This is a genomic window from Stenotrophomonas sp. NPDC077421 (assembly GCF_049545505.1).
Taxonomy (GTDB): Bacteria; Pseudomonadota; Gammaproteobacteria; order Xanthomonadales; family Xanthomonadaceae; genus Stenotrophomonas; species Stenotrophomonas nematodicola.
In genome coordinates this window covers 1-11,433 of sequence record NZ_JBMWDP010000060.1, presented here as the reverse complement: position 1 = coordinate 11,433, position 11,433 = coordinate 1, and the positions used below count along the sequence as shown (strand labels likewise).

Below are 11,433 nucleotides of genomic sequence, written 5' to 3'. Positions count from 1 at the left end.
CAGGAGCTGCTGGCGCCGCCGCTGGTGGTCTATGGCTGCGACTACAACCACGCCAAGAGCGGGAACCTGCGGCGCGGCCACGCGTTCGGGTACGCGCTGTGCACCTGGCACCACCGACGGCACCCGCTGGGCGGGAACAGCTTCGCGACGATGCGCGAGACCTACGGCCCGAGCCTGATGGACGGCTCGCGGACCTTCCACGAGGCGTATGGCACCGACGACGAGCTGATCGCACAGCAGACGTTCGTCAACGAACAGAGGCAGGCAGCATGAGCGATACAACGACCTACGCCGAGCAGGTGCGCGCGGCATTGGCAAAAGCACCTGCGGACGGATGCAGCTACGCGGAGCTTTACGAACTGCTCGCGGCAGCCGGAATGCCTGCGAAGGAGAACCGTGACCGCGTCATCTCGATTCTGCGCTACCTGGTCGCGCGTAATTACGTCGCGAGGGTGGGTGTTGCCGGGACAGCCCGTTTCAGTTTGACCGGGAAGGCGATGGAGAAGCCCCGCCTCAACGAGGCGCAGCAAGCCGAGCGGAGGAGGGAGAAAGGTCGGCGCCGCGCGGCGCGGCGGAAGGTACGACTGGAGCACTTTCGGTCCGAGCCGGTTGCGGCGCTCGGCGCACGCGCGGCGCTGATCCCCAAGCCGGCACGGAAGGCAGCAGGTCCGTCCGTCCTGGGGGAGACCGTTGCGGAGTTCGTGGCGCGCGGTGGCCGGGTGCAGCGGCTGTCGGCGAGTTGGGAGCAGACGGACCCCCAGAGGCGGGTCGAGGTCACGGCCGTGGTTGCGGATTACCGACGGATCCTGCGCGGGGGGTAGGTCGCGAGTGGTGCGACGGAAGGGCGGCAAGCTGGCTGGATGGACCTGACCTGCTACGACGACAAGGCGCTGGAGCTGCTGAGCAGCATCCAGCAAGACATAGCCGCGATGCGCTGGGCCAGGGCTTGGAATGCCCCGGCCCAGAGGCAGCAGGCAGAGCAGGCACTGCGCCGAGCACGCGCGCTGCGCCGTGAAATCAATCGACGAGAGCGAACAAGGGGAAAGGCATGAAAAACGTTCGTGAGCTGCTGTCCAGCCGGACGGGGCCAAAGGCCATGAGCTTTGACGGAAACACGGGTGGTCCGTCCACCGAGGATATCCTTGCTGCGCTCGCCTTCGTGCCAGATGGACTGGGGCGTGAGCTGTTGGAGGCACTGTGGTGGCCGGAGAGCGGTCAGCGCCGACGTGAGCAGCTACGCCAGGCGGTCATCGCCCTAGTGGCGCCTGAATTCACCCGGCAGATGCACACACTTGCCGATGCCCGCACTGACTATGGTATTGCCAAGGCCAGCATGGGCTGGGGCGGCGCCCAGATCACGGACGCGCAGCGTCGCCAGCTACGCAGGACGGAGGAAGCCCTGGAGGGAGCGCGAGCTGTGACATGGCCGAACAACACGATGGAGCAGCTTGGCGTACTGGCCGGGGCGGTGATTGCTGAAATGGCTGGGGCCTCAGAGTGCGCGCGCTGCGGTGGCAGGAAGGTCGTACTGGATGCGGCCATTGCGGGTGTCGTCCGATGCGCAGACTGCGGGGGAAGTGGCTTTGAGCCGCTCAGTGGCCGCAAGCGGGCAAATGCAATCGGCGCCGACTGTTCGGCGTACAGCCGCTTCTGGCGACCGGTCTACGAATGGATGCTGTACCACTTCCGAGAGTCTGAATCGCGCGCTGCAAGTAGGCTTAGCAGGGCGCTGTCGAAGGCCGCGTAACGATGACTTCCTAGGTCATCGCAAAAGGGGGCAATCTTGCCACCATCCAATCGCAAGCCCCGGCCAAGCCGGGGCTTTTTCTTTGCCCGCGTCCCAGCCGGATCAACCCTCGTGCCCAGCCGGCGCAGGGGCGGGCACCTATGCCGGAGTTCCACTAATGTCACAGCTGCCGCTGCCGATGACACCCGCGCAGTGCTTGGTACACGTGGTCGTGCCGGCGCTCGCCCTGCTGGGAGCCGAACGCTACGACTCGCCCGAGGCGCGCGTAGAACTGCTGGCCATTGCCGGCCAGGAATCTGCCTTGGCCCACCGCCGTCAAGTCAAAGGCCCGGCCCGTGGCCTGTGGCAGTTCGAGCAGGGTGGCGTGCGCGGGGTGCTGAACCACCCCTCGACCCGCGCCGCTGCTGCCGCGCTGTGCAACGCCCGGGGCGTCGCTGCGACGCCCGCTGCGGTGCCTGCACAGCTGGAATATGACGACATCCTGGCCGCAGGCTTCGCCCGCCTGCTGCTGTTCACCCTGCCGAAGCGCCTACCGGCCATTGGCAACGTGTCCGTGGCCTGGGCGCAGTACCTGGACGCCTGGAGGCCGGGTAAGCCGCACATTGACCGTTGGCCGAAGCACTACGCCGCTGCCATGAAGGCGATCGGATGATGGGCGAGGACACTGCGCCCTGGTGGCTTGCTGGCAGCGCGGTCGCGTTGTGGCTGGTGCGCGAGACGTGGGGTTCGGTCCTGTCTCGCCGAAAAGAGCGAACCGAAACTGATGCAAACGTGGACCTGCTCAACGGCTTGGTCCAGCGGGTTAAGTCGCTGGAGGACTCGCAAGCCGCCATCACGGTGCAGTTGGCCGAAGAGATGTCGCTGCGCCGGGCTGCGCAGGAAGAAGCCCACAAGCTGCGCCTGCGCGTGCTGACGCTGGAGAGCGCCATGCGCCAGGTCGGCGCTGTAATCCCTCCGGAGCCTGCCTGATGAACCGAACCGGTATCGCAGTTGCGGCTTTCGTCGTCTGGTCCGCCGTCATGTTCGGCCTTGGCTGGGCCTGGCGTGCCGACCGGGCAGAAGGCAGTGAAGCCGAACAGCGCGCTGCTGGCGCCGAGGCAGTGACGGACCAAGTGAACCAGGTCCGTGCCGCCGAACACCAGCAGGCCCAAGACCTGGCCACCATCGGAGCGAAGCATGAAGAAGACCGCACTGCGGCCGCGACCGTCCCTGCCACTGTTGTGGCTGACCTGCGCGCTGGCCGTCTCCAGCTGCGCGACGACCTCGCCACCTGTAGTACCAGCCTCCTGTCCCAAGCCGTCGCCGGCGCCGTCGAACGTGATGCGCACGCCGAACTACGAGCAGAGGTTGCGGGAGCTGCTGTTCAAGTCGGCCGGGACGCCGACGACCACGTCCTCGCCAGCCAAGAAGTGATCGAGGCTGACCGTCAACCGGTGACGAAATGAACCGCCGAGTGCTCGCCCTGGGCCGGCTGAAGACCGGCGAGATGAACAAGACCGAGGCCGCCTATGCCGAGCGGCTGCGCGCGCTCCAGGCGGCGGGCGAGGTTCAGTGGCACCGGTTCGAGGGCATGAAGCTTCGGCTGGCCGACAACACGTTCTACACGCCGGACTTCGCGGTCATGGCTGCCGATGGAGTCATGGAGTGCCACGAGGTGAAGGGTCACTGGCAAGACGATGCCAGGGCGAAGATCAAAATTGCCGCCGCAATGTACCCCTTCCGCTTCATTGCGGTGAAGGTCCGGCGCAAGCGCGACGGTGGCGGCTGGGACGTGGAGGAGTTCTGATGCGCATCACCGTGATGGCATCCATCCGCATGCGGTGGTGGCTGCGTTGCTACCTCGCCGCGGTGGTGTGGTGCGCCCGGGCAACGGGCGTTGGGCCGAACTGGGACCGGGTCGAGACGTGGATACGCCGCGGCCTGGTACTGCAAACGACGAAGGTGAGTGATGGACGCTCCACGGATTGAAGAGTTGGCGGCTGCACTGTCCGCTGAGCAGGTGGCTCGCGCTGGTGCTGACGCTGCCCTGGCGGCGCTCATTGAGGGCAGCACCGACGGCCGCATCGACCGCCTGGTCGGGATTATTGAGCAGCAAGGCAAGCAGATCGCCGAGCTGGCGTTGCATGTGGGCTTGCTCGTGCAGTCGGTGGCGCAGCTGCTCGGCGAGGAGGCCGGCGCACCATTGCAGGATGAAGGTGCCGAGCCTGCACGTAACGACCTGGACGGGATCCCTTACTGATGCCCACCCGGCCACCGCAGCACCGAGCGGCCGGCTGGCGCCCCTACAAGGAGACCAGCGCCCAGGTCCACAGGAGGCAAGCACGCCGTGCGCTGCCCACCAACTCGTCGCTGTGGCGCCGAATACGTGGGGTGGTACTGGCCCGTGAGCCGCTGTGCAGATGCTGTGCTGCGCAGGGGAGGGCGCGCGCAGCGACTGAGGTCGACCATATCGACGGGGACGACGGCAACCACGCTGACGGCAACCTGCAGCCGCTGTGCCGACCGTGCCATAGCGCGAAGACGGCGCGAGAGAACGGCGGGTTCGGAAGGAATGGCGACCAAACCAGCGAAGCTGAATGAGTTGCTAGTTATCCACAGAAAGCTGAACGAAAAGGGGGGGGGAGGGGCAAAGTTGAGGCCTCTCCTCGGCCGATACGCGCGCCCCCCTTTTTTCGCGCATCCGCAGAATTTGAATTTCAGGATTTGGAGGTCCGATGGCCCGCCACCGACAGCCGAGGGCGCTGGCCGAGCTGAAAGGCGCGCCCAAGAAAGACCCCCAGCGCTACAGGAAGGAAACGCCCACGACGGGCAAGTCATTGGGCAAGGTGCCCTCCCATCTTCCGGCGCAGATCGCGGAGGTGTGGAAGGAGCTGGAGAAGTGCGCCCTCCCGGGGGTACTCACCAGCGCCGACCGCTTCATCATGGAAGTTGCGTCCTCGCTGCTTTCCGAGTTCCGTGCCAACCGCGGCGAGTTCGTCGCGGCCAAGTACTCCCACCTGATCGGCTGTCTGGCGCGGCTGGGGTTGACCCCGGCCGACCGCCAGAAGCTGGGGACCGAGAAGACCCCGGAGGGCAACCCATTCGACGAGTTCTGATCCATGACGCCGACCGAATCAGCCAAGGCCTACGCCAAGGGCGTGACGGCTGGGAAGATCATCGCCGGCGAGTACATCCGGTTGGCGTGCCAGCGCTTCCTCGATGACCTGAAGCGCAAGGGGGCTGACTGGCCATACAAGTACGACGCCGACAAGGCCGACCGTGCGGTGCGCTTCATGGAGAAGATGCCGCACACCAAGGGCAAATGGGCGGCGCAGAAAAAGCTCCTGGTGTTGGAGCCCTGGCAACGCTTCATCGAGTGCAACCTGTTCGGTTGGGTCCACAAGAAGACCGGTCACAGGCGGTTCCGCAGGTCCTACGAGGAGATTGCGCGCAAGAACGGAAAATCGCTCCGCCTGGCTGCGCGCGGCCTGTACCTGTTCTGCGCTGATGGTGAGGCCGGCGCCGAGGTGTACTCGGGCGCCACCAGCGAAAAGCAGGCATACGAAGTATTTCGCCCGGCCTGGCAGATGGTGCAGAAGCTGCCGGCGTTGCGCTCTCGGTTCGGCATCGAACAGGCCGGCAACCCGAAGAACCCGGGCCCGCTCTTCGTCATGGAGGACATGTCGAAGTTCGAGACAATGATCGGCAAGCCTGGCGACGGCTCCAGCCCACACGCGGCCTTGGTGGACGAGTACCACGAGCACGACGACGACCACATGGTCGACGCGATGGAAACCGGTATGGGCGCGCGCGAGCAGCCCCTGCTGTCGATCATCACGACGGCGGGGACCAACCTTTCCGGCCCGTGCTTCGAGATGCGGAGCGATGCAATCCGCATCCTGCGCAGCGAGGTGACCGACGAGACAGTGTTCGCTGCTATCTACTGCCTCGATGAGGGAGATCGCTGGGACGATCCCGAAGTGCTGCGAAAGGCCAACCCGAACTTCGGGGTCTCGGTATTTGAGCAGTTCCTGGTGGACATGCTGGCTAAGGCAAAGCGCTCTGCCAGCAAGCAAAGTGCGTACCGCACCAAGCACCTGAACGACTGGGTGGGTGCCAAGTTGGCATGGATGAACATGCTCGCCTGGCAGCGGCAGAAACGTCGGTTTGAGATCTCGGACTTTGCTGGATGCCCCTGCTGGGTCGGTGTCGATCTGGCCTCGAAGCTGGACGTAGCCGCGGTGGTGCTGCTGTTCGAGAAGGGCGACAGCTTCTACGCCATTCCGCGCTTCTACGTCCCCGAGTCTGCGGTGGAGGAAAACGAGAAGTACCAGCAGTTCCTGCTGGATGAGCTGATCGTGGCCACGCCGGGAAACATGACCGACTACGCCTTCATTGAGGAAGAGCTGAAGGAGATTGCGGCACAGGGCATTGATGTGCAGGACATTGCCTTCGACCCAGCCCAGGCCGCTTACCTGATGACCCGCCTAGAGCAGGAGAGTCTGCCGGTTGTCGAGATGGCGCAGTCCGTGCGCAACCTGTCAGAGCCGATGAAGGAAGTGGAAGCGCTGATCCTGTCGCGCCGCCTGTGGCACGACGGTAACGCGGCGATGACCTGGATGATGGGCAATGTCGTGGCGAGGGTGGACGCCAAGGAGCACGTCTATCCACGCAAGGAAAAGATGGAAAACAAGATCGACGGCGCGGTGGCGCTAATTATGGCTATGGGCCGCGCCATGCAGGCGCGGGACACTGGCACAACCCAACAAGGCTTCGTGGTGATCGAATAATGTTCGGACTATTCGAGAAGAACCGGCGGGCCGATGCCCGCGACCGTATCGAGCCGACGATCAGCAACCTGGTCGACGGCGAGGTGATCCAATCCTCCGGCATGGGCATGTTCGAGGTGTTCGGGAATCCGACGACGGCCTCCGGTGCTGTCGTCAGCCCGGAATCAGCGATGCGGGTCTCGGCGGTGTTCGCTTCCGTCTCTCTGCTGGCCGGCGCGATCGCGCAGCTGCCGCTTCCTGTTTTTGAGCGGGTGGATGGGCACCGCACGCGGGCTGAGCACGATTACTGGTGGCTGCTGAACGAGCAGTTTTCCTCCGGTTGGTCGAGTGCAGCTGGCTGGGAGTTCATCGTAGGCCAGATGCTGCTGCGCGGCGATGGCGTGGTGTATATGACGCGCAACCGCGCCGGCGTGGGGACCGGACTGATTCCCTGGCCCCGTGACAGGGTGATGATCCTCAAGCAGGAGAAGACCAGCCCACGGGAACCGACGCGCCTGCAGTACACGTTCCACGACGCGGACGGGTACTTCACCGTGGACCAGGACGACGTGCTTCATTTCCCCGGGTTTGGTTTCAATGGCGTGCACGGCATGTCGGTAATCCAATGGGGGGCGCGGAATGGCATCGGTATCGCTATCCAGGGCGATGAGCACGCCGGCAAGTTCTTCAGCGAGGGTGGCAAGCCGGAAGTGGCTATCCGCACGCCGAACAAGATGACCACGGCACAGCAGGACGATTTCCGCGACGCCTGGGTCAAGAAGTATGGCGGCGTGCAGGGCAATCGCCGCATTCCGCTGGTCCTCACCGAGGGGCTGGAGGTACACGAGCTGACCATGTCAGCGGTCGACCAGCAGCTGCTGGAGTCCCGGCAGTGGCAGGTGATCGACGTGGCCCGTGCATTCGGTGTGCCCCCACACATGATCGGTGAAACCACCAAGGCGACCAGCTGGGGCAGTGGCATCGAGAGTATGGGCACCGGCTTCGTGAAGTTCACGCTGGGGCCGCACCTGAAGCGCATCAAGGATGAGTTGAACCGCAAGCTGTTCCGAACGCCGCGCTACTTCGTTGAGCACAACGTGGACATGTTTATGGCCGGCGACTCGAAGACGCAGGGGGAGTACTTCAGCAAGGCGCTGGGTGGCCCTGGCACGCAAGGCTGGATGGTCGTCAACGAAGTCCGCCGCCTCAAGAACCTGCCTCCCATCGAGGGTGGCGACAAGCTCTACCAGCCGAACAGCCAGCCGCCGCCGGCGAAGCCTGGTGGCGATGACCCTGAAAGGAACCCTGAAGATGCCGATTCCTAAGCTGCTGCAGCTGGCCAAGAACAACGCCGGCCAGTCCAAGCCCATCCGGGCGGAGACCGAGGGCAAGGAGGCCACGATCTACCTGCACGGCGTCATCGGCGGGTGGTGGGGCGATATTGACGAGACGATGTTTGCCCAAGCAATGGCCGGCATCAACGCGGACGTGATCCATCTGCGCATCGACTCGCCGGGCGGTGACGTGTTTGCGGCCCGATCGATGATGACGGCCATCGCGCAGCATAAGGCGACCGTGATTGCCCACGTGGATGGACTGGCGGCCTCGGCTGCCACCGGCATCTGCATGGCCTGCGACGAGGTGGAAATCAGCCAGGGCGCCGGCTTCATGATCCACAACGCCTGGACGGTTGCTATCGGCAACAAGGCCGATATGGCCAAGACCGGTGAGCTGCTGGCGAAGATCGATACCGGGCTGGCCGGCGATTACACCCGCCGCACTGGCAAGGATGAGACGCAGATCGTCCAGTGGATGGACAAAGAGACCTGGTTCACGGCCGACGAAGCCAAGGAACACGGTTTCGTCGACCGCGTGGTGGAGGTCGTCGGCAAGAGGAAGGCATCCAACACCTGGGATCTGTCCGCTTACGAGAATGCCCCGGCTGCGTTGGCCAACCGTGCCCCCGTACCCGACGACGGCGCCGCCGTCGCCCACAAGGCCAACCTGTCACGCCGTCTGGCGCTGCTGGAACGCTCCGCTGCGTAAGCGACTCCCGCCCGCAGTTCTTCCCGACCGCCGAAAGGCGGTTTTTTTTGACAAAAGGAAATAGCCCATGCCCTTCAACATTCAGGCCGAGCGGGAGCGCCGCACCGCGCTGGCAATGGACACCCGCAACCTGCTGGACACCAGCACCGGCGACGGCAACAAGTGGACGCCGGAGAACCAGGCCAAGTACGACGAGAACGTGGCCGAGATCGAGCGCATCGACGCGGCGATCGAGCGCCATCAGAAGGTGATGGACATTACGGCCGACGAAGCGCTGCGCGATCAGGGCGTGCGCGAGCACGCCGCCGGAAACCGCGGTGGCCAGGAGCCGACCAACGAGATGCGTCTGTTCGACCGCTGGGCACGTGGCGGCGACAACGCCCTGAGCGCCGAGGACTGGAAGCAGGTCAATGCAGCCATGTCGGGCAACCCGGCCGTCAATCCCGAGCAGGGGGGCTATACGGTGCCCACCAGCTTGGCCGCGCAAATCCTGGAAGCCCTCAAGGCTTTCGGCGGCATGCGTCAGGTGGCTGACGTGTTCAGCACCGCCGGTGGCGAGCCGATGCAGTACCCGACAAGCGACGGCACCTCGGAAGAGGGCGAGATCGTGGCCGAGAATCAGTCGGCCACGGATCAGGACGTGTCGTTCGGCACCAAGGGGCTGCAGGTCTACAAGTTCAGCTCCAAGGTGGTCACCGTGCCGTGGGAGCTGCTGCAGGACAGCACGGCCGATATCGCCGGCTTCATTGAGCGTCGCCTGCAGACCCGTCTGGGCCGCATCACCAACCGCCATTACACCCTGGGTACGGGCAACGGTCAGCCGATGGGCCTGATCACTGCCGCCTCGGTTGGCAAGATCGGTGCCGTGTCGGCCCTGCCGGGCATCACCTACGATGACCTGGTCGACTTGGAGCACAGCATCGATCCGGCGTACCGCCAGCTGGCGAAGTGGATGCTCCACGACGACATGCTCAAGCTGGTGCGCAAGGTCAAGGACGACCAGGGCCGCCCGATCTTCGTTCCGGGCTACGAGCAGGGCAACCCCGGCGGCGCGCCGGATCGCCTGCTGAACCGTGATATCAACATCAATCAGCACGTGCCCGCGCCGGCTCCGGGGGCCAAGTCGATCGCGTTCGGCGATTTCAGTTACTACAAGATCCGCGACGTGATGGCGCTGACCCTGTTCCGCTTCAACGATTCGGCCTACATCAAGAAGGGGCAGGTGGGCTTCATGGCCTGGATGCGCTCGGGCGGCAACCTGATCGACGTGGGCGGTGCGGTGAAGACCTTCCAGCACGGCGCTGCGGCGTAATCGCCCTGGCCCACCAATGAGGGGCGCCCATCTCGGGCGCCCCTTGGAGAACGACATGGCTAAACCCAAGAACACCCATACCTCCGCCCCGTCGGTGGGGGGGGGCGAAGCCGGTGCTTCCGAGGATGACACCGGCGCGCCCTTGACGGCAGCGGGCGCGGAGGTCAGCGAACCGGCGACCCAAGGGGCTGCGGCCGACGATGACGCGGCCGCGAGCGCTTCGCCTTCCAGTGCCGCCGCTGACGGCGGGGATGGTCAAGTCGATCCGGACACCTCGCCGACTCCGGCCGACACGCTGGCTGCCACCGGTGAAACCGTCGAGGTGCTGGTGCTGAGCGACAACCACCTGGGCAAGGTCGGTCAAGTGATCGAGGTCGATGCGGCCCACGTCGAGGCGCTGCGCCTTGGCGGGCTGATCGACTCCCATCCCAATGCAATCAAGGCCGCCGGCCCGCAGGAGTAGCCCATGCTGCGCACGTTGATTCCAGCGGCTGAGGAACCTGTGTCGCTGACCGAAGCCAAGGCGCACCTGGTTGTGATCCATGATGCTGACGACGCACTGATAGGCGCCTTCATCAACGCGGCGCGGGAGTCAGTGGAGCGGACTACGGGCTACGCGCTGGCCGCCGCGACCTACGAATGGACGCCGGTCGGCGATGGGCGCACACCCTTGCCCATTGAGCCAGCCGTGCTGGTCAGCGAGGCTGGCGCATACCCGGTGACGTTCACCACTACGCCGGGGCCGCTACCGGGCCCGCTGCGGGCTGCGGTGCTGCTGCTGCTTGGCGACCTCTACGCGAACCGCGAGGCCAGCATCACCGGCACGATCCCCGTGGAGAACCCGACTGTGGACCGCCTCATGTTCCCGTATCGCCGGGTGTTGCCGTGAGGCGCGCCGGGAAATACAGGCATCGCATCACGTTGCAGAACCACGAGGCAGTCCGCCTTCCCCTGGGCGGCGACACCAGAGTGTGGAAGGACTGGCAGAAGGATCTGCCAGCGGAGGTGGTTCCGCTATCGGGGCGCGAGTTCACGGCGGCAAGCGCCGAGCATGGCGAGGTCACTGCCCGCATGGAGATCCCATACATCCCTGGCGTTCTGTCCTCGATGCGCGTTATGTTCGATGGACAGGCGTATGCCATCCGCGCAGTGCTCCCGGACCCGACCGCGCGGCAGTGGCTGACGCTGATGGTGGATGCAGGGGTCGCTGATGGCTGAAGACCTGGTGCTGCATGGCTTGAAGGGGCTGCTGGATACCCTGCGCGGGTTGCCGGATGACGTCCGTGGGAAACCCCTGCGCACTGGTATGCGCAAGGCAGGGAACATCATCCGCGATGAGGCTCGAAATCGCGTTGCGAAGCGGTCGGGCTTCCTTGCCGGTGAGATTGTTGTTCGGAGGGCCAACGCCAAGAACCGCCGTCGGGCAGGGGTGGGCACGGATGGGGAGTACTTCACGGTCGGAGTACGGGTCGGCCGTAAGGCGAGGTACTCAAACACGAAGCGCAACCAGCGCATGCGGCGTGTTGGCAAGGTCTACGAAACGACGGGCTGGGCGCACTACTGGCGCCACCTGGAGTTCG

General features: G+C 65.0%; 20 protein-coding genes. All 20 read left to right on the top strand.

The window, feature by feature from the left end:
• Positions 1-273: Ref family recombination enhancement nuclease (locus tag ACPEH1_RS19830; RefSeq protein WP_423716262.1), on the top strand; the 273-nt coding region annotated here is incomplete at its 5' end.
• Complete coding sequence (locus ACPEH1_RS19825) at positions 270-821, top strand: hypothetical protein (RefSeq protein WP_017355867.1); 552 nt, start codon at positions 270-272, stop codon at positions 819-821. The genes ACPEH1_RS19830 and ACPEH1_RS19825, both read left to right, overlap by 4 nt.
• A 39-nt stretch (positions 822-860) precedes the next feature.
• A complete protein-coding gene (locus tag ACPEH1_RS19820) occupies positions 861-1,052 on the top strand; it encodes a hypothetical protein (RefSeq protein WP_037591127.1) in 192 nt (63 codons plus the stop codon).
• Positions 1,049-1,747, top strand: a complete 699-nt coding sequence (locus ACPEH1_RS19815) for a hypothetical protein (RefSeq protein WP_017355866.1) — start codon at positions 1,049-1,051, stop codon at positions 1,745-1,747. The genes ACPEH1_RS19820 and ACPEH1_RS19815 overlap by 4 nt, the downstream gene beginning before the upstream one ends.
• A gap of 157 nt (positions 1,748-1,904) precedes the next feature.
• Positions 1,905-2,399, top strand: a complete 495-nt coding sequence (locus ACPEH1_RS19810) for a hypothetical protein (protein ID WP_423716261.1) — start codon at positions 1,905-1,907, stop codon at positions 2,397-2,399.
• Positions 2,396-2,716 carry a hypothetical protein gene (locus ACPEH1_RS19805; protein WP_017355864.1) on the top strand — a complete coding sequence of 107 codons (321 nt, stop codon included), beginning with the start codon at positions 2,396-2,398 and terminating at the stop codon, positions 2,714-2,716. Before ACPEH1_RS19810 ends, ACPEH1_RS19805 begins: the two co-directional genes overlap by 4 nt.
• Positions 2,716-3,192 (top strand): lysis system i-spanin subunit Rz, encoded by a 477-nt coding sequence (locus ACPEH1_RS19800; RefSeq protein WP_017355863.1) that lies wholly within the window; start codon positions 2,716-2,718, stop codon positions 3,190-3,192. The genes ACPEH1_RS19805 and ACPEH1_RS19800 overlap by 1 nt, the downstream gene beginning before the upstream one ends.
• On the top strand, positions 3,189-3,533 hold the full coding sequence (locus tag ACPEH1_RS19795; RefSeq protein WP_017355862.1) for a hypothetical protein: 345 nt from the start codon (positions 3,189-3,191) through the stop codon (positions 3,531-3,533). The genes ACPEH1_RS19800 and ACPEH1_RS19795 overlap by 4 nt, the downstream gene beginning before the upstream one ends.
• A complete protein-coding gene (locus ACPEH1_RS19790; protein WP_136006275.1) occupies positions 3,533-3,715 on the top strand; it encodes a hypothetical protein in 183 nt (60 codons plus the stop codon). The genes ACPEH1_RS19795 and ACPEH1_RS19790 overlap by 1 nt, the downstream gene beginning before the upstream one ends.
• Positions 3,696-3,986 carry a hypothetical protein gene (locus ACPEH1_RS19785; protein WP_017355861.1) on the top strand — a complete coding sequence of 97 codons (291 nt, stop codon included), beginning with the start codon at positions 3,696-3,698 and terminating at the stop codon, positions 3,984-3,986. Before ACPEH1_RS19790 ends, ACPEH1_RS19785 begins: the two co-directional genes overlap by 20 nt.
• Positions 3,986-4,327: an HNH endonuclease signature motif containing protein gene (locus ACPEH1_RS19780; protein ID WP_037591126.1), complete on the top strand. Its 342-nt coding sequence runs from the start codon at positions 3,986-3,988 to the stop codon at positions 4,325-4,327. The genes ACPEH1_RS19785 and ACPEH1_RS19780 overlap by 1 nt, the downstream gene beginning before the upstream one ends.
• A gap of 134 nt (positions 4,328-4,461) precedes the next feature.
• Positions 4,462-4,842, top strand: coding sequence for a hypothetical protein (locus ACPEH1_RS19775; protein ID WP_423716260.1), 381 nt, complete (start codon positions 4,462-4,464; stop codon positions 4,840-4,842).
• 3 nt (positions 4,843-4,845) lie between these two features.
• Entirely contained in the window at positions 4,846-6,516 is a 1,671-nt protein-coding gene (locus ACPEH1_RS19770; RefSeq protein WP_423716259.1) for a terminase large subunit, read from the top strand.
• Positions 6,516-7,820 carry a phage portal protein gene (locus ACPEH1_RS19765; RefSeq protein WP_423716258.1) on the top strand — a complete coding sequence of 435 codons (1,305 nt, stop codon included), beginning with the start codon at positions 6,516-6,518 and terminating at the stop codon, positions 7,818-7,820. The genes ACPEH1_RS19770 and ACPEH1_RS19765 overlap by 1 nt, the downstream gene beginning before the upstream one ends.
• The gene (locus ACPEH1_RS19760; RefSeq protein ID WP_423716263.1) at positions 7,783-8,541 is read left to right on the top strand and encodes a head maturation protease, ClpP-related; all 759 of its coding nucleotides are present in this window, start codon (positions 7,783-7,785) and stop codon (positions 8,539-8,541) included. Before ACPEH1_RS19765 ends, ACPEH1_RS19760 begins: the two co-directional genes overlap by 38 nt.
• Before the next feature lie 67 nt (positions 8,542-8,608).
• Positions 8,609-9,853 (top strand): phage major capsid protein, encoded by a 1,245-nt coding sequence (locus ACPEH1_RS19755; RefSeq protein ID WP_423716257.1) that lies wholly within the window; start codon positions 8,609-8,611, stop codon positions 9,851-9,853.
• Positions 9,854-9,908: 55 nt separating this feature from the next.
• On the top strand, positions 9,909-10,316 hold the full coding sequence (locus ACPEH1_RS19750; RefSeq protein WP_423716256.1) for a hypothetical protein: 408 nt from the start codon (positions 9,909-9,911) through the stop codon (positions 10,314-10,316).
• A 3-nt stretch (positions 10,317-10,319) separates the two neighbouring features.
• Positions 10,320-10,742 carry a head-tail connector protein gene (locus tag ACPEH1_RS19745; RefSeq protein ID WP_017355853.1) on the top strand — a complete coding sequence of 141 codons (423 nt, stop codon included), beginning with the start codon at positions 10,320-10,322 and terminating at the stop codon, positions 10,740-10,742.
• Complete coding sequence (locus ACPEH1_RS19740) at positions 10,739-11,071, top strand: phage head closure protein (protein ID WP_017355852.1); 333 nt, start codon at positions 10,739-10,741, stop codon at positions 11,069-11,071. The genes ACPEH1_RS19745 and ACPEH1_RS19740 overlap by 4 nt, the downstream gene beginning before the upstream one ends.
• Positions 11,064-11,433: HK97 gp10 family phage protein (locus ACPEH1_RS19735; protein ID WP_423716255.1), on the top strand; the 370-nt coding region annotated here is incomplete at its 3' end. The genes ACPEH1_RS19740 and ACPEH1_RS19735, both read left to right, overlap by 8 nt.

What these genes read in the sequence shown, in the direction of transcription:
- ACPEH1_RS19765 (WP_423716258.1), top strand. Translation starts at nt 6,516, where the DNA reads ATGTTCGGACTATTCGAGAAGAACCGGCGGGCCGATGCCCGCGACCGT.
- ACPEH1_RS19785 (WP_017355861.1), top strand. Translation starts at nt 3,696, where the DNA reads ATGGACGCTCCACGGATTGAAGAGTTGGCGGCTGCACTGTCCGCTGAG.
- ACPEH1_RS19810 (WP_423716261.1), top strand. Translation starts at nt 1,905, where the DNA reads ATGTCACAGCTGCCGCTGCCGATGACACCCGCGCAGTGCTTGGTACAC.
- ACPEH1_RS19780 (WP_037591126.1), top strand. Translation starts at nt 3,986, where the DNA reads ATGCCCACCCGGCCACCGCAGCACCGAGCGGCCGGCTGGCGCCCCTAC.
- ACPEH1_RS19790 (WP_136006275.1), top strand. Translation starts at nt 3,533, where the DNA reads ATGCGCATCACCGTGATGGCATCCATCCGCATGCGGTGGTGGCTGCGT.
- ACPEH1_RS19800 (WP_017355863.1), top strand. Translation starts at nt 2,716, where the DNA reads ATGAACCGAACCGGTATCGCAGTTGCGGCTTTCGTCGTCTGGTCCGCC.
- ACPEH1_RS19745 (WP_017355853.1), top strand. Translation starts at nt 10,320, where the DNA reads ATGCTGCGCACGTTGATTCCAGCGGCTGAGGAACCTGTGTCGCTGACC.
- ACPEH1_RS19825 (WP_017355867.1), top strand. Translation starts at nt 270, where the DNA reads ATGAGCGATACAACGACCTACGCCGAGCAGGTGCGCGCGGCATTGGCA.
- ACPEH1_RS19760 (WP_423716263.1), top strand. Translation starts at nt 7,783, where the DNA reads ATGACCCTGAAAGGAACCCTGAAGATGCCGATTCCTAAGCTGCTGCAG.
- ACPEH1_RS19755 (WP_423716257.1), top strand. Translation starts at nt 8,609, where the DNA reads ATGCCCTTCAACATTCAGGCCGAGCGGGAGCGCCGCACCGCGCTGGCA.
- ACPEH1_RS19820 (WP_037591127.1), top strand. Translation starts at nt 861, where the DNA reads ATGGACCTGACCTGCTACGACGACAAGGCGCTGGAGCTGCTGAGCAGC.
- ACPEH1_RS19770 (WP_423716259.1), top strand. Translation starts at nt 4,846, where the DNA reads ATGACGCCGACCGAATCAGCCAAGGCCTACGCCAAGGGCGTGACGGCT.
- ACPEH1_RS19750 (WP_423716256.1), top strand. Translation starts at nt 9,909, where the DNA reads ATGGCTAAACCCAAGAACACCCATACCTCCGCCCCGTCGGTGGGGGGG.
- ACPEH1_RS19795 (WP_017355862.1), top strand. Translation starts at nt 3,189, where the DNA reads ATGAACCGCCGAGTGCTCGCCCTGGGCCGGCTGAAGACCGGCGAGATG.
- ACPEH1_RS19775 (WP_423716260.1), top strand. Translation starts at nt 4,462, where the DNA reads ATGGCCCGCCACCGACAGCCGAGGGCGCTGGCCGAGCTGAAAGGCGCG.
- ACPEH1_RS19815 (WP_017355866.1), top strand. Translation starts at nt 1,049, where the DNA reads ATGAAAAACGTTCGTGAGCTGCTGTCCAGCCGGACGGGGCCAAAGGCC.
- ACPEH1_RS19805 (WP_017355864.1), top strand. Translation starts at nt 2,396, where the DNA reads ATGATGGGCGAGGACACTGCGCCCTGGTGGCTTGCTGGCAGCGCGGTC.